The following is a 13,727-nucleotide window of genomic DNA, read 5'->3' on the forward strand; positions in this document are numbered from 1 at the left end:
GGTTAATCAGAGAATCTGACGTACGTCGTCAAGGGTGGCGGAGCCCATAGTGCCGAGATCCAGTTTTGTGGTGTCGTTGGCCGTACTCACCCCGTTGACGTAGGCGTAGTTAAGCGGTTGTGCCACCAGTTGTGTGCTGCCATTGCTTGCGGCAATAGCAACGGTATATTTACCATCCGGAGCGGCAGAGCCATCGCTCAGCTTGCCATCCCACGAGAAGGTATGAACGCCTGCGCTCAGCGCGCCCAGGCCGACGGTGTCGATCACCGAACCGCTGGCATCCTTGATCGTGGCAGAGGTCGCGGTAGAGGCGGAGGTCAGCTCAACGCCAAAGGGGGTTGTGGTGCCCTTGCCGACCAGAATCTGCCCGCCGTTGACCATCACGCCATGACCAATCAGCGTGGAGCTTTGCAGCGACTGGCTGGTGTTGATCTGCCCGGAGATCGATCCCAGCGTGGTATTGAGTTTTTCAATGCCGCTCAGGGTATTAATCTGTGCCAGCTGAGTGGTGAGCTGGCTGTTATCCATCGGATTGGTGGGATCCTGGTTCTGTAACTGCGTCACCAGCATGGTCAGGAACTGATTCTGCAGATCCTGAGCATTATTACCGGTGCCGCTGGTGCTGGATGAGCTGAGGACCGTGGGGTCCAGCTTTTCATTAACGCCTACCGCGATAGCCATTATTGTTCTCCGTTATTGCCCAATCGTCAGGGTTTTCATCATCATCGACTTCACGGTGTTGAGCACTTCAACGTTCGCCTGGTAACTGCGGGACGCCGACATGGTGTTGACGCTTTCAGAAACCACATCCACGTTTGGCATCTTCACGTAGCCTTTGGCATCTGCCATCGGATTACCCGGGTCATAGACCAGCTTCGGTGGTGTGGGATCGTCCACCACTTTCGCCACTTTCACGCCACCGGTTGCAGCGCCAGGTGCCGCATCGGTCTGGAAGACCACCTGTTTAGCCACGTAGGGCTTGCCATCGGGGCCGGTGACGCTGTCGGCGTTTGCCAGGTTACTGGCACTGACGTTTAATCGCTGTGATTGCGCGGTCATCGCTGAGCCGGCAATGTCAAAAATATTCAGCAAGGCCATAATTATTGCCCTTGTAACACGCTCATCATGCCTTTGATCTGGCTGCTGATGAGGGTGAGGTCGGTTTGATATTTCAGGCTGTTATCCGCGAACTGTGTACGCTCACGGTCCATATCTACGGTGTTGCCGTCGGCAGAAGGCTGATCGGGGATCCGATAAAGCATATCCATCGAGGGCGCACTGTTGGTCTGTGCTTCAATGTGGCGAGCTGACGTGACTTTTAACGCCATGCTGCTGCCTTCCGCACGACCGTTGGACATCACCCGACTCAGCTCGCTGGCAAAGTCGATATCCCGGGCCTGATAACCAGGGGTATCGGCGTTGGCAATGTTTGACGCCAGGATCTCCTGACGCTGAGCACGCAGGTTGAGGGCCTCGGTTCCAAATTTCAGCGCCGCATCCAGTTTGTCGAGCATGTTTCCTCCGCAAATGAGAATTTCGAGCTGGCAGCTTAATTTGAAAAAGCAAGAGGTCATCGTCTGAATAACGACTCAAATGACCGCTATTTTGACTCTTGAGGATTTTCAGGAAGGGGTACACTCGTCGGCATTATCTGTGAGGAGATGCCAAATGCGTCGATATCTGACTCTGCTGACCGGTCTGCTGGTTGCAATCGCCCTGCCGGCGTCCGCCGGGGATCTCACGGCACAACTGAATCAATTTTTTAAAGCGCGTGACGCCACACATGCGGCTGGCATGGTGGTGGTGATTCGCACGCCGCAGGAGCAGTGGCCTGCCTGTGAGTCGCCGCAGTTCAGCCTGCCCGGCAACAGCCGGCTCTGGGGCAATATGAGCGTGGCGGCTAACTGCGGTGAGAACCGCCGTTACCTGCAGGTACAGGTGCAGGTGACCGGTACCTATCTGGTGGCGAACCGTCTGCTGAGCCGCGGCAGCAGCGTCAGCGAGAATGATTTCACGCTGCAGACCGGCCGTCTGGATACCCTGCCTGCCCGCGCCCTGCTGAACAGCGACGCGGTCGCCGATGCTGTGGTGCTGCGCGATATTCAGCCTGGCCAGCCGATTAACCCCTCAATGCTGCGTCAGCCGTGGCGGGTCAAGGCCGGTCAGAATGTGATTGTGATTGCCAGCGGTGACGGTTTTGATGCCAGTGGCGAGGGGCAGGCGCTGAACAACGCCGCCCGTTCGCAATGGGTGCGGGTGAGGATGGGAAATGGCCAGGTTGTCAGCGGTAAGGTGCGCGAGGATGGGAATATTCTTATAACGCTGTAAAGTGTTAAAGAAGCCCCTCCTGCTGCCGATAGAAGAATCAACAAAGCGATTACGCTATTATGATTCAGGTGGCAGACTTCCCCTGACCTTACAGGAGCCCGAATATGAGCATTGACAGAACGCAACCTCTGAAACCCGCCAGCACCGTACAGAGCCGTGACAGCAGCGAGCCTGGCAGCAGCAAGGTGCGTCAGAGTGCCAGCCCGGTGGCGAGCACTCCTGCGGCAGCCCAGGTCAGCCTGAGCAGCGCACAGTCACAGCTGATGCAGCCCGGCAGCAAAGATATTAACGTCGAGCGCGTTGAACAACTGAAAACCGCCATTCGCAATGGCGAACTGAAGATGGATACCGGCAAAATCGCCGATGCGCTGATTGCCGAGACGAAGGCGTATTTAGAGGGTAATTAACTCCCATGAGTAATTTGCAGACCACATTAGATAAGATGCAGGATGTCCTGGTGTCGCTCTCCGTTGTGCTGGAAGAAGAGCAGCAGCAGCTGGCAGCTGGCAGCATTAACAGTCATCTGTTGCAGCGTATCACCGAAGATAAAAGCGCGTTGCTGACTACGCTGAACTATCTGGATGAGATGCGCCGCACCGCCGAACAGAGCTCGGCGACATCCGCACCTTATCGTGGTCAGAACGACATGGCGCGCCGTTGGGAGACTATCCAGCAGCACACCCGTCGTCTGCAGGATGCCAACGTGCATAATGGCCTGCTGCTGCAACATCAGATCCGCTACACTGAGCAGGCGCTGGACGTGCTGAAGCCGCATCAGACGCAGGCCTTTTATGGCCCGGATGGCCGGGGAAAAGGTCAGGCGACCCTGAGCCGGAAGGCCTGAGATCCGGACATAAAAAATCCCGCCTGATGCGGGATTTTTTTATACGCTTTTCGCGGCGGGTTACACCACCGTGCGGCGGGCATAGTCGCGCAGCCGGAAGCCCAGCAGCCCCAGCGCAAGAAAGTAAGCGCCGCCGCCGACCGTACAGACCGCTGCCAGACGCAGCAGGCGCCATAGCATCGCGCCCTGCTCCCAGGCAGGCATCCACTGCAGCACCGCAAACAGCGCACCAGCCATCGCCACCACCGCAATCAGCAGACGGATCAGGAAGCTGCCCCAGCCTGGCTGCGGTATAAAGATCTTCCGTTTACGCAGCTGCCAGTAGAGCAGTGCCGCATTCAGGCATGCCGCCAGACCAATCGACAGCGACAGACCCGCATGTTTTAACGGGCCGATAAACGCCAGGTTCATCATCTGCGTCATGACAAGCGTAATAATGGCGATCTTAACCGGGGTTTTAATGTCCTGGCGGGAATAGAAGCCCGGCGCCAGCACTTTCACCACGATCAGGCCCATCAGTCCGACCGAATAGGCAATCAGGGCGCGCTGCGTCATTGCCGCATCAAACGCCGTGAACTTACCGTACTGGAACAGCGCCACGGTCAGCGGACCGGAGAGCATCCCCAGCGCCACCGCGCTGGGCAGCGCCAGCAGGAAGCAGAGGCGCAGGCCCCAGTCCATCAGCCGTGAATACTCATCGTGATTGCCACTGGCAAAACTTTTGGCCAGCGACGGCAGCAGAATGGTACCCAGCGCCACGCCCAGCACGCCCGATGGGAATTCCATCAGGCGATCCGCGTAGTACATCCAGGAAACCGATCCCGACACCAGAAACGAGGCGAAGATAGTGTTGATGATCAGCGAGATCTGGCTGACCGAAACGCCCAGGATGGCAGGGCCCATCTGACGCATTACCCGCCAGACGCCTGCGTCACGCAGATTCAGACGCGGCAGGACCAGCATGCCGAGCTTTTTCAGGTGTGGCAGCTGATAGCCGAGCTGCAGTACGCCACCGGCTACCACCGCCCAGGCCAGCGCCATGACCGGCGGATGAAAGTGCGGCGCGGCAAACAGGGCAAACCCGATCATGCTGACGTTCAGCAGGGTCGGCGCAAACGCAGGCACCGAAAAGCGGTTCCAGGTGTTCAGCACCGCGCCCGCCAGTGACGCCAGCGAAATCAGCATAATATAAGGAAAGGTCACCCGCAGCAGTGCACTGGTCAGGGCAAATTTGTCCGCGCTGTCGGCAAAACCCGGCGCCGTTACCATGATGACCCAGGGGGCCGCGATCATGCCCGCTACGGTCACCAGCGCCAGCGCCAGCGTCAGCAGACCGGAGACGTACGCCAGGAAGAGTTTTGTCGCTTCGTCGCCCTGCTTGCTTTTGTATTCGGCCAGAATAGGCACAAAAGCCTGAGAAAAGGCGCCTTCGGCGAAGATGCGCCGCAGCAGGTTGGGCAGTTTAAACGCAACAAAGAAGGCATCGGTCGCCATCCCGGCGCCAAATACCCTTGCCACAATGGCATCACGGGCAAAGCCCAGTACGCGGGAAAACAGGGTCATGGAACTGACCGCTGCCAGCGATTTCAACAGATTCATAATTGATGGCGCATCCTGAAAAGAATCGGCAAAAAAGGAGAATTAGCGCGGACACCAGAAGGTGTCCGGCGACAGTCTACTGCCACAGCCGGAAATGACCAGCACGGAGTGTTACAAGGCGTTATTCACGGATCGCATCGCGCCACAGCTTTTCCACCACGCGCTGCGCCAGCAGCGCCTGCTCACCGCTGGTTTCAGGCTTCGTCTGATTTTGTACACAGTCGATAAAATGGCGCGCAGCGCCGCTGAAACCGCGCTGCGCCAGATGGCTCTGCCAGGCGGGGGGTGGCAGTATCAGCAGGTTGCCGCCCTGCTCTTCCTGCCAGTCGCGCATCTCGCTGATGTCAATGCACTTTCCGTCACACACCGCGCTGACCCGTTCGCGCTGGCTGCCCGCGCGCCGGTGCATGCTGGTCGTGATCGACAATCCCGCCAGCGAGAAGTGATGTTCGGCACAAAGCATCTGCCCCTGTTCGTTGGTGTCGATGCGTCCCTGAACCTCACGCACGGGTTTGCCGCCCAGCCAGAGTGCGGTATCGACCACATGCAGGTAGTCATCGAGCAGGGTAAAGCGGAGATCCTGCGGCCCGACACTGTCGCTGCGATGCTTTTCAACCCGCAGCGACGCCGCGCCTGCCATCTCCGCCCGCAGTTGCTGATAGCGCGGGGCGAAACGGCGGTTGAACGCCACCATCAGTTTACGCTGCCGTTTCTCCGCCAGCGCCACCAGCGCCTCTGCCTGATCCAGCGTCTCGGCCAGCGGTTTATCGACGCAGACATCCTTTCCGGCCAGCAACAGCGCCCTGATCACCTCGTAGTGGGTGGCGGTACTGCTGTGGACAAACACTGCATCGCAGGCTGCCGCTAAGTCATTGAGCGACGCAAAACACTGCAGGCGATAGCTGTCGCAGATCGGACGGGCTTTGGCCTGATTCGGCGAAAAGGCCCCCACCAGCGTCCAGTCCGTCGCTGCCGACAGCACCGGCAGCCAGGCTTTCTGCGCAATCCCACCAAGTCCTACTACGCCAATACGTACGCTCATCTCAGTTCTCCGTTGACAGCAGTTGATCAAGCCGGGCCTGAAGCCGGGCGACCTGGGTTTCCAGCGTGGCGACGCGCGCCGCCAGGTCGTCCTGTGCCTCCGCAGCCTCAGCGGGCTGGGGCACCTCACTCTCGTCACCCAGCAGATGCATAAAGCGGCTTTCACGCTTGCCCGGCTCACGCGCCAGCCGCATCACCTGCGCACTGTCGTCGCGCTGCACCAGCGCCTCCAGCGTCTGTTCAACTTCGCTGACATCGCTGAAGTCGTGCAGCCGCCCGCTACGGGTGCGCAGCTCACCAGGCGTCTGCGGCCCGCGCAGTAAAAGCAGCGTGATGATGGCAACTTCCGCGCTGTTCAGCTTCAGCGCGCCAAAGGCCGAGTTGCAGAAACGCTGCTCATACTTAACGACCCGTAGTCCGGCGGCGCTGCTGGCGGTGATCAGATGCCGCTTCTCCAGCTGATCGAGCTGATCCTGCACGTCGCGCTCGCTCAGCTCCATCACCGGCTCGCGATTCGACTTCTGGTTACAGGCCACCACCACCCCATTCAATGACAGCGGATACTGCTCTGGTGTGGTGACCTGCTTTTCCATCAGGCAGCCCAGCACCCGCAGCGCCTGCGCCGATAACGCCATCTTCATATTCGCATCCTCATTAATGTCCACGCCGGTCAGGCGTCCATTCCCGCTGGGTTAAGGCCGTCAGGACGTGATCCTGCCAGCGCCCATCAATCAGCAGATACTCTTTCGCGTAGCCCTCTTTTTCAAAACCGAGTCGCGCCAGCAGATCGCCACTGCGCTGATTGTGCGGCATGTAGTTGGCCATGATGCGATGGATATGCTGCTGGCGCTGCATATAGCGGATGGCCGCCTGCAGTGCTTCAAACATCAACCCCTGGCCCTGCCACTTTTCACCCAGTGAATAGCCGAGATAACAGGCATGAAAAGAGCCACGCAGCACGTTGCTGAAGTTTGCCACGCCCCGCACTTCCGTTTCTTCGCTGTCCATCAGAATAAAATAGAAGGCCGACCCCTGCTTATGCAGGTCCGTAATCAGGCCGAGTCGCGCCTGCCAGCCAGAGGGATAGCAGTGACTGTCATCACGTACCGGCTCCCACGGCTTGAGAAAAAGGCGATTTTCCGCATAGTAATCTGCCATTCGCCAGGCATCACGCTCGTTAACCAGACGGACCACCAGCCGATCGGTGGTCAAGCGCACCCTGGGGGCGGCAGAACGATAGCCAAACATTCTGACTCCTGAAATCAATGGCCGATAGAGATGAGCCGTCATTAACCGGCCTTCACTATAACCGCCACCCGGGCTACGGTAAAACGTTACCGCGGTTCTGCCGTAAAGCGGTTGATTTCGCACGCTTATCGTCACCTGCGGCGGTGACTCCGCTGGCCATCGACTCCCCCCGGTTTGCCCTGCCCGCTGATCTCTTCCATACTTTTTACGGGCCCGAAAAACAGGACGATCTGATTTGTTCTGTTGAACCCTAAACCTGTCACACAGGAGATCAGGATGAAGCTCTATATCTATGACCACTGCCCTTTCTGCGTAAAAGCGCGCATGATTTTTGGTCTTAAAAATGTGCCGGTTGAGCTGGTGGTGATGCTCAACGACGATGAAGAGACCCCGGTCCGTCTGGTCGGCAAGAAAATGGTGCCGATTCTGCAAAAGCAGGACGGCAGCGCCATGCCGGAGAGCATGGATATTGTCCACTATGTCGACCAGCTGGATCACTCACCGCTGATCACTGGCGCGCAGAATCCGGCCCTCGCCGACTGGCTGCGTCACATGAACAGCTATGTCAATAAGCTGCTGCTGCCACGCATTGCAGAGGCGGCATTTGCTGAGTTTGCTACGCCGGAAGCGCGTAACTATTTCCGCAGCAAAAAGCAGGCGAGCATTGGCGATTTCGCCGCGCTGAAGAGTCATTCGGCCGGACTGATCAAGAATGTCAGCGATGATCTGCGCAAGCTTGACAGGCTTATCGTCCAGCCTAACGCGGTTAATGGCGAGCTATCGGAAGACGATTTCCATCTTTTTCCCCTGCTGCGATCGCTGACGCTGGTGGCCGGTATCGACTGGCCTGCGCGGGTCGCTGACTACCGCGATAACATGGCTAAACAGACCCAGGTGAATCTGCTCTCCTCTATTGCCCACTGACCCGCCTGATGGGAGACGCTGCGGCGTTTCTCATCCCTTTCCTGATGACACCCGTAATACATTCAGGCAGGCTATGACCTGTTTACTGGCTCTGATATTCAGGAAATCGAACGATGAAAAAGGCTTTTTTCGGGCTGACTGCCCTGCTGTTCGCACTGCTGTTAAGCGGCTGTAATCAGCTGACCCAATACACCATCAGCGAACAGGAGGTTAACCAGGCGCTGCAAAAACATAATAACTATGAGAAGGATATTGGCGTTTCCGGGCTGGTTAACGCGCATATCGTGCTGAACAATCTGAGCAGCCAGATCGGTCGTGAAGAGCCAGGCAAAGTGACGCTCACCGGCAGTGCCAGAATTAACGTGACGTCGCTGTTCGGGCCACAGCAGGCGGATATGCAGCTGAAGATGCGGGCGCTGCCGTTTTATGATCCGCAGCAGGGCGCCATCTATCTGCGCGATCTGGAAATTATCGACGCGCAGGTAGCACCGGAAAAAATGGCCGCGATAATGAAGACGCTGACCCCCTACCTGAATCAGTCGCTGAAAAGCTATTTTGATCAGAAGCCAGCCTACGTGCTCAGCACCGATCGCAGTAAAGGTGAGTCGCTGGCGAAGAAATTTGCGAAAGGGCTGGAAGTGAAGCCCGGCGAGCTGGTGATCCCCTTTACACAATAACGTTGAATGCCGCGCCCCTGGCGCGGTTTTTCTTTGCCTGCATAAAAAGCAGGTGCAAACGGTTGCCTGAATCCTTATGCTTATACCCCGGCCAAAACACGCCTTTTGTTTTCTCTTCTGCCGGAGCTTCACTGATGACAGCACAACCTCAGCAACTTACCCTGCGTCGCCCTGACGACTGGCATATTCATCTGCGCGACGATGAGATGCTCAAAACGGTCCTGCCCTATACCAGCGCGGTGAATGGTCGTGCCATTGTGATGCCAAACCTGGTGCCACCTGTAACCAGCGTCGCGGCGGGTGAAGCCTATCGCGACCGCATCCTGGCGGCGCTGCCCGACGATCACGCGTTTACCCCACTGATGACCTGCTATCTGACCGACTCCCTCGATCCGGATGAACTTGAGCGCGGTTTCACCTCGGGTCTGTTCACCGCGGCTAAGCTCTATCCGGCGCACGCCACCACCAACTCCAGCCACGGCGTCACCGATATCGCCTCAATCGCGCGGGTGCTGGAGCGGATGCAGGCGCTGGGGATGCCGCTGCTGGTGCACGGTGAGGTGACTGCGGCACATGTTGATATCTTTGACCGTGAAGCCCGCTTTATCGAAACGGTGATGGTGCCGCTGCGCCGTCAGTTTCCGGCGCTGAAAGTGGTGATGGAGCACATCACCACGCAGGATGCCGCCGACTATGTTGCCGCCGCTGATGATAATCTGGCCGCGACCATTACCCCGCAGCATCTGATGTTTAACCGCAACCACATGCTGGTAGGCGGTATCCGCCCACATCTCTACTGCCTGCCGATCCTGAAGCGCAATGTGCATCAGGAGGCGCTGCGTAAGGTGGTGGCGAGCGGCCATCCGCGCTTCTTCCTCGGCACCGACACCGCGCCGCATCTGCGCCATCTCAAAGAGTCCGGCTGCGGCTGTGCTGGCGTATTTAATGCGCCGACGTCGCTACCCGCCTACGCCACCGTGTTTGAAGAGCTGGGGGCGCTGGAGCACTTTGAGGCGTTCTGTTCGGAGAATGGCCCGCGTTTTTATGGCCTGCCGCTGAATGAAGGCACGATCACACTGGTGCGTGAAACCTGGCAGGTGCCGGACACCCTCGCCATGGGCGATCACGCACTGGTGCCATTCCTGGCCGGTGAGACGCTGAACTGGCGCGTCGCATAATTTTTCTTGCCTCCGGCCTCCGGATACTGTAAATATATACAGTATATTAACCGGAGGCTGTTATGCGCGTTGAAATTACCGTATCAAATACCCGACCTCTTCCTGCTGGTGCGATTGAAGCGTTAAGCGATGAACTGGCGCGCCGCATCAATGAACAGTTCCCTGACTCGACCAATCACGTCAAGGTACGTTACGCCAGTACTAACAATCTCAGCGTGCTGGGCGGTGGAAAAGAGACGCGCGACCAGATCAGCGAGATCCTGCAGCAGACGTGGGAAAGCGCTGACGACTGGTTCATTACTGATTAACCGCCACTGTGCTTTTTTTCCGGGTGTCGCCACCCGGTTTTTTTATCTTTTCTCCCCTCTCGCACTTCCCCCGCCCAGCATCTAGACTCTGAATGATCAATACCCTATGCTTGCGCTCGTCACGCATAACAGGAGATGCAACACCATGACTACTGATAAACCGGAAGAGGCGATGACCTTTGGTGAGTTGCTGGCACTGATTGGCGACCAGCAGCGTCGTTTAACGGTGCTGGAAAATGCCTTTTCCAGTCTGATGTTCTGTCTTGACGATCGGGCCAGTCAGCTGCTGGTGCACAATCTGTCGCTGGAAGCGCAGAACCAGAATCACGATGAGCAGCTTCAGCAGCATTTTGCCCGTCTGGCAGAGAGCGTGCAGAAACGTAGCGTCAGCATCGTGCCGGATACGCCGACGCTCTGATGCGTTCAGGTCATATCGACTTTTTACCTGCCCAATGAATCATGATAAAAATGCCTGCCCGCCAGGCATTTTATTTTTCATCTCCGGCCTGTTAAATACGAATGTTCTGTGAGAAGCTGACTCACGGCACTATTTAAACAGTCAAACCCGGGTTTACTGTTATAATTGTTTTTCGACTGGAAGAAAAAAGCCGCATTGAACCTCACCATGCACTTCGTTTAACGAGTAATAAGGAGGTTATAATGGACAGAAAAGATGTGATTCAGACTCACCCGCTGGTGGGCTGGGATATCAGCACCGTTGACAGTTATGACGCCATGATGATCCGCCTGCACTCGTTATCCTCGCAGGATCAGAAAGAAGAAGAAGCGGATGTTGGTCCGACCTACTGGCTGACAACGGATGTGGCAAGGCAGTTTATCTCGATCCTCGAAGCGGGGATTGCCAAGATAGAATCAGCCGAGCAGATAGAACGACTCCTTAATAAGCATTAACTTCTGCCACATCAGACAGGCACCCTCAGGGGTGCCTTTTTCGTTTCTGTTTCTGGTATGCTCTTGATTATCTGACTCTTAAAGCGTGTGGTTACCATGGTTTATGATCTTATTGTCGTTGGCAGCGGCTCGGTGGGCGCGGCGGCAGGCTACTATGCCACCCAGGCAGGTTTATCGGTGCTGATGATCGACAGCGCTCACCCTCCTCACCAGCAGGGCACCCATCATGGCGAGAGCCGATTGATCCGTCACGCCTATGGCGAAGGCGAACGCTATGTGCCGCTGGTGCTGCGGGCGCAAACGCTGTGGGATGAGCTGGAGCAGCAGGCGGGCGAGCGCATCATGCATCGCAGCGGCGTGCTCAACCTGGCGCCGCTTGAGTCGCCGTTCATCCGCAACGTCATTGACAGTGCGACACGCTGGCAGCTCAATATCCAGGTGATGCAGCCCGATGAGGTGCGCAAACGCTGGCCGCAGATTAACGTGCCCGAGGGCTATCTGGGCGTCTTTGAGCCGCAGTCCGGTTTTCTGAAATGCGAACAGGCGGTTCGTAGCTGGATCCAGCTGGCCGAACAGGCGGGCTGTGCGCAACTGTTCAACTGCCCGGTTTCTGCGCTGGGCCGCGATGGCGACCTGCAGCAGGTCACCACGCTGGATGGCATCTACCGCGGCCGAAAAATGCTGGTCAGTGCGGGCACCTGGGTGGGAAAACTGGTCCCGGATCTGCCGGTCGCCCCGACCCGCAAAGTGTTTGCCTGGTATCAGGCCGATGGCCGCTACAGTGAAAACAACCAGTTCCCCGGCTTTACCGTGGAGATGCGTGATGGCAGCCAGTTCTATGGCTTCCCGGCGGATAATAATGCGCTGAAAGTGGGTCGCCATGATGGCGGTCAGCGGATGCAGCAGCCTGAAGATCGTAAACCCTTCGGCACTGTCGCCTCCGATGGCAGCGAAGCCTTTGGCTTCCTGCGTCAGTTTTTACCCGGTGTGGGAGTCTGTCTGCATGGTGAAGCGTGCAGCTATGACGTCAGCCCGGATGAGGACTTTATTATTGATACCCTGCCGGGTGAACCCAATCGTCTGGTGATGACCGGCCTCAGCGGACATGGATTTAAATTTGCCAGCGTGTTAGGCGAGCTGGCGGCAGAGTTTGCTCAGGAAAAACCCTTCTCCTTTGATTTAACCCCGTTCCGCCTCTCCCGCTTCTGATACCCGTGCCGGAGGGAATCGCAATTATTCCCTCCGGCTGACAAAGATTGACGAAAACTGAGTGTTCCTGACAAGCAGGTGGCGGCTGCTTCGCCCGAAAGGTTAATTCCGCCCTTATTTCGTTGACCACGCCGTGACCCTGGAGATTCTCATTCAATAATATTGCGTTTATTTCTGATTTTTATTCAGTCTTTTATTCCGCTGCGCGGAATTTTATAGAAGCGTAAGGAGAGTTGCTTTTATATTTCATAATGCAGATGCTTGTTTCATATTATTCCCTGTGAACACATCACTATGAGAATACGTAACACTCCTCATCAGTTCGGACTGATTGCTGTTCTGTTGCACTGGTCAATGGCGCTGGCAATATATGCCATGTTTGCACTGGGGTTATGGATGGTCGGCCTCGGCTATTATGACAGCTGGTATCACGATGCCCCGGAGATACATAAAAGCATCGGTGTCATCCTGTTTCTGATGCTGATTCTTCGCCTGCTGTGGCGCGTTATTTCCCCGCCACCCCAACCGCTAAGCAGTTATTCGCCGCTGGTACGCATCAGCGCCGTGGTAGCACACCTGTTACTCTACCTCCTGCTGCTGGCCATTCTGGTTAGCGGCTATCTGATCTCTACCGCGGACGGAAAGCCTGTCACCGTTTTTAACCTCTTTACTCTGCCCGCCCTGTTCAGCGGCGCAGGCGAACAGGCCGACCTGGCAGGCGATATTCACCTCTGGCTCGCCTGGACAGTGGTCATTCTCTCGGTTCTGCATGGTCTTGCTGCGCTGAAACATCACATCGTCGATCGCGATACGACCTTAAAGCGCATGTGCGGCTTTCCCCTCTCCACTCCCCTTGAAAAGGATAGATAATATGTTCAGGAAAACGTTGCTGGCGATGACCAGCGCCAGCCTGCTGCTCGGCTCACTGAGTGCCCATGCGGCGGACTATATAATCGATAAGGAGGGCCAGCACGCTTTTATCCAGTTCCGTATCCAGCACCTCGGTTACAGCTGGCTGTATGGCACGTTTAAAACCTTTGATGGACGCTTTACCTTTGATGAGAAAAACCCTGCTGCAGACAAGGTCGAGGTAACGATTGACACCGGCAGCATCGATACCAATCACGCCGAGCGCGATAAACATCTGCGGAGTGCGGATTTCCTGAACAGCAGCAAAAACCCACAGGCGACCTTTAAATCGACAGCGGTGAAAAAAGAGGGCGATGAACTGGAGATTACCGGCGATCTGACCCTGAATGGCGTGACGAAACCGGTAACGCTTGAGGCAAAAATGCTGGGCGAAGGGAAAGATCCGTGGGGCGGCTACCGCGCAGGCTTTGAAGCAGAGGGCGAAATTGCCCTGAAGGATTTCAATATTACCAAAGATCTGGGTCCGGCTTCACAGAAAGTTCAGCTGATGATCTCGGTTGAGGGAGTACGTCAGTAAAACGGCAAACCG

19 protein-coding genes are annotated in these 13,727 nt (G+C 56.7%); 12 read left to right on the forward strand and 7 right to left on the reverse strand.

The window, feature by feature from the left end:
• Nucleotides 1-6 precede the first annotated feature (6 nt).
• Genes flgD through flgB form a run of 3 tightly spaced genes read right to left on the reverse strand, consistent with a single transcriptional unit; the run spans nt 7 to nt 1,514 of the window.
• Nucleotides 7-681 carry a flagellar hook assembly protein FlgD gene (gene flgD / locus RT657_RS02715; RefSeq protein ID WP_313652339.1) on the reverse strand — a complete coding sequence of 225 codons (675 nt, stop codon included), beginning with the start codon at nt 679-681 and terminating at the stop codon, nt 7-9.
• Between the two features lie 12 nt (nt 682-693).
• Entirely contained in the window at nt 694-1,098 is a 405-nt protein-coding gene (gene flgC, locus RT657_RS02720; RefSeq protein WP_111138631.1) for a flagellar basal body rod protein FlgC, read from the reverse strand.
• Nucleotides 1,099-1,100: 2 nt separating this feature from the next.
• The gene (flgB, locus tag RT657_RS02725; protein ID WP_128085685.1) at nt 1,101-1,514 is read right to left on the reverse strand and encodes a flagellar basal body rod protein FlgB; all 414 of its coding nucleotides are present in this window, start codon (nt 1,512-1,514) and stop codon (nt 1,101-1,103) included.
• A 154-nt stretch (nt 1,515-1,668) separates the two neighbouring features.
• On the opposite strand from flgB, the gene flgA reads away from it, so the two are divergent.
• The 3 genes from flgA (at nt 1,669) to flgN (ending at nt 3,172) form a co-directional block, all read left to right on the forward strand.
• Nucleotides 1,669-2,328, forward strand: a complete 660-nt coding sequence (gene flgA / locus RT657_RS02730) for a flagellar basal body P-ring formation chaperone FlgA (RefSeq protein ID WP_313652343.1) — start codon at nt 1,669-1,671, stop codon at nt 2,326-2,328.
• Between the two features lie 104 nt (nt 2,329-2,432).
• A complete protein-coding gene (flgM, locus tag RT657_RS02735; protein WP_313652345.1) occupies nt 2,433-2,735 on the forward strand; it encodes a flagellar biosynthesis anti-sigma factor FlgM in 303 nt (100 codons plus the stop codon).
• A gap of 5 nt (nt 2,736-2,740) precedes the next feature.
• Nucleotides 2,741-3,172 carry a flagellar export chaperone FlgN gene (gene flgN / locus RT657_RS02740; RefSeq protein ID WP_313652347.1) on the forward strand — a complete coding sequence of 144 codons (432 nt, stop codon included), beginning with the start codon at nt 2,741-2,743 and terminating at the stop codon, nt 3,170-3,172.
• Nucleotides 3,173-3,232: 60 nt separating this feature from the next.
• Here the strand turns inward: flgN and murJ are convergent, their stop codons facing one another.
• The 4 genes from murJ to rimJ all read right to left on the reverse strand — a co-directional run bounded on the left by murJ (nt 3,233) and on the right by rimJ (nt 7,060).
• Nucleotides 3,233-4,771, reverse strand: a complete 1,539-nt coding sequence (gene murJ / locus RT657_RS02745) for a murein biosynthesis integral membrane protein MurJ (protein WP_313652350.1) — start codon at nt 4,769-4,771, stop codon at nt 3,233-3,235.
• 121 nt (nt 4,772-4,892) lie between these two features.
• Nucleotides 4,893-5,813: a Gfo/Idh/MocA family oxidoreductase gene (locus RT657_RS02750; RefSeq protein ID WP_313652352.1), complete on the reverse strand. Its 921-nt coding sequence runs from the start codon at nt 5,811-5,813 to the stop codon at nt 4,893-4,895.
• A gap of 1 nt (nt 5,814) precedes the next feature.
• The gene (locus RT657_RS02755; RefSeq protein WP_313652354.1) at nt 5,815-6,453 is read right to left on the reverse strand and encodes a YceH family protein; all 639 of its coding nucleotides are present in this window, start codon (nt 6,451-6,453) and stop codon (nt 5,815-5,817) included.
• Nucleotides 6,454-6,466: 13 nt separating this feature from the next.
• Nucleotides 6,467-7,060 carry a ribosomal protein S5-alanine N-acetyltransferase gene (rimJ, locus tag RT657_RS02760; protein WP_313652356.1) on the reverse strand — a complete coding sequence of 198 codons (594 nt, stop codon included), beginning with the start codon at nt 7,058-7,060 and terminating at the stop codon, nt 6,467-6,469.
• A gap of 276 nt (nt 7,061-7,336) precedes the next feature.
• Here rimJ and grxB point away from each other — a divergent pair, with 276 nt between their 5' ends.
• The 9 genes from grxB (at nt 7,337) to RT657_RS02805 (ending at nt 13,715) form a co-directional block, all read left to right on the forward strand.
• Nucleotides 7,337-7,984: a glutaredoxin 2 gene (gene grxB, locus RT657_RS02765; protein WP_313652358.1), complete on the forward strand. Its 648-nt coding sequence runs from the start codon at nt 7,337-7,339 to the stop codon at nt 7,982-7,984.
• Nucleotides 7,985-8,097: 113 nt separating this feature from the next.
• Nucleotides 8,098-8,661 carry a lipoprotein gene (locus RT657_RS02770; protein ID WP_313652360.1) on the forward strand — a complete coding sequence of 188 codons (564 nt, stop codon included), beginning with the start codon at nt 8,098-8,100 and terminating at the stop codon, nt 8,659-8,661.
• Between the two features lie 134 nt (nt 8,662-8,795).
• The gene (gene pyrC / locus RT657_RS02775; protein WP_313652361.1) at nt 8,796-9,839 is read left to right on the forward strand and encodes a dihydroorotase; all 1,044 of its coding nucleotides are present in this window, start codon (nt 8,796-8,798) and stop codon (nt 9,837-9,839) included.
• Nucleotides 9,840-9,901: 62 nt separating this feature from the next.
• Nucleotides 9,902-10,147, forward strand: coding sequence for a DNA damage-inducible protein I (gene dinI / locus RT657_RS02780; RefSeq protein WP_313652364.1), 246 nt, complete (start codon nt 9,902-9,904; stop codon nt 10,145-10,147).
• Nucleotides 10,148-10,292: 145 nt separating this feature from the next.
• Nucleotides 10,293-10,565 (forward strand): hypothetical protein, encoded by a 273-nt coding sequence (locus RT657_RS02785; RefSeq protein WP_313652366.1) that lies wholly within the window; start codon nt 10,293-10,295, stop codon nt 10,563-10,565.
• A 242-nt stretch (nt 10,566-10,807) separates the two neighbouring features.
• The gene (bssS, locus tag RT657_RS02790) at nt 10,808-11,059 is read left to right on the forward strand and encodes a biofilm formation regulator BssS (protein ID WP_128085674.1); all 252 of its coding nucleotides are present in this window, start codon (nt 10,808-10,810) and stop codon (nt 11,057-11,059) included.
• A gap of 96 nt (nt 11,060-11,155) precedes the next feature.
• Nucleotides 11,156-12,268, forward strand: coding sequence for an N-methyl-L-tryptophan oxidase (gene solA, locus RT657_RS02795; RefSeq protein WP_313652369.1), 1,113 nt, complete (start codon nt 11,156-11,158; stop codon nt 12,266-12,268).
• 294 nt (nt 12,269-12,562) lie between these two features.
• Nucleotides 12,563-13,138 carry a cytochrome b gene (locus RT657_RS02800; protein ID WP_313652370.1) on the forward strand — a complete coding sequence of 192 codons (576 nt, stop codon included), beginning with the start codon at nt 12,563-12,565 and terminating at the stop codon, nt 13,136-13,138.
• 1 nt (nt 13,139) lies between these two features.
• On the forward strand, nt 13,140-13,715 hold the full coding sequence (locus RT657_RS02805; RefSeq protein ID WP_313652371.1) for a YceI family protein: 576 nt from the start codon (nt 13,140-13,142) through the stop codon (nt 13,713-13,715).
• Nucleotides 13,716-13,727 lie beyond the last annotated feature (12 nt).

The organism is Pantoea sp. (assembly GCF_032114055.1).
Lineage (GTDB): Bacteria > Pseudomonadota > Gammaproteobacteria > Enterobacterales > Enterobacteriaceae > Pantoea.

Excerpts from the sequence above, each read along its gene's own strand:
- flgD (WP_313652339.1), bottom strand. The coding sequence starts at position 681 with ATGGCTATCGCGGTAGGCGTTAATGAAAAGCTGGACCCCACGGTCCTC.
- RT657_RS02800 (WP_313652370.1), top strand. The coding sequence starts at position 12,563 with ATGAGAATACGTAACACTCCTCATCAGTTCGGACTGATTGCTGTTCTG.
- pyrC (WP_313652361.1), top strand. The coding sequence starts at position 8,796 with ATGACAGCACAACCTCAGCAACTTACCCTGCGTCGCCCTGACGACTGG.
- RT657_RS02750 (WP_313652352.1), bottom strand. The coding sequence starts at position 5,813 with ATGAGCGTACGTATTGGCGTAGTAGGACTTGGTGGGATTGCGCAGAAA.
- dinI (WP_313652364.1), top strand. The coding sequence starts at position 9,902 with ATGCGCGTTGAAATTACCGTATCAAATACCCGACCTCTTCCTGCTGGT.
- RT657_RS02755 (WP_313652354.1), bottom strand. The coding sequence starts at position 6,453 with ATGAAGATGGCGTTATCGGCGCAGGCGCTGCGGGTGCTGGGCTGCCTG.
- bssS (WP_128085674.1), top strand. The coding sequence starts at position 10,808 with ATGGACAGAAAAGATGTGATTCAGACTCACCCGCTGGTGGGCTGGGAT.
- murJ (WP_313652350.1), bottom strand. The coding sequence starts at position 4,771 with ATGAATCTGTTGAAATCGCTGGCAGCGGTCAGTTCCATGACCCTGTTT.
- RT657_RS02805 (WP_313652371.1), top strand. The coding sequence starts at position 13,140 with ATGTTCAGGAAAACGTTGCTGGCGATGACCAGCGCCAGCCTGCTGCTC.
- solA (WP_313652369.1), top strand. The coding sequence starts at position 11,156 with ATGGTTTATGATCTTATTGTCGTTGGCAGCGGCTCGGTGGGCGCGGCG.
- flgB (WP_128085685.1), bottom strand. The coding sequence starts at position 1,514 with ATGCTCGACAAACTGGATGCGGCGCTGAAATTTGGAACCGAGGCCCTC.
- rimJ (WP_313652356.1), bottom strand. The coding sequence starts at position 7,060 with ATGTTTGGCTATCGTTCTGCCGCCCCCAGGGTGCGCTTGACCACCGAT.
- grxB (WP_313652358.1), top strand. The coding sequence starts at position 7,337 with ATGAAGCTCTATATCTATGACCACTGCCCTTTCTGCGTAAAAGCGCGC.
- RT657_RS02785 (WP_313652366.1), top strand. The coding sequence starts at position 10,293 with ATGACTACTGATAAACCGGAAGAGGCGATGACCTTTGGTGAGTTGCTG.
- RT657_RS02770 (WP_313652360.1), top strand. The coding sequence starts at position 8,098 with ATGAAAAAGGCTTTTTTCGGGCTGACTGCCCTGCTGTTCGCACTGCTG.
- flgA (WP_313652343.1), top strand. The coding sequence starts at position 1,669 with ATGCGTCGATATCTGACTCTGCTGACCGGTCTGCTGGTTGCAATCGCC.
- flgM (WP_313652345.1), top strand. The coding sequence starts at position 2,433 with ATGAGCATTGACAGAACGCAACCTCTGAAACCCGCCAGCACCGTACAG.
- flgC (WP_111138631.1), bottom strand. The coding sequence starts at position 1,098 with ATGGCCTTGCTGAATATTTTTGACATTGCCGGCTCAGCGATGACCGCG.
- flgN (WP_313652347.1), top strand. The coding sequence starts at position 2,741 with ATGAGTAATTTGCAGACCACATTAGATAAGATGCAGGATGTCCTGGTG.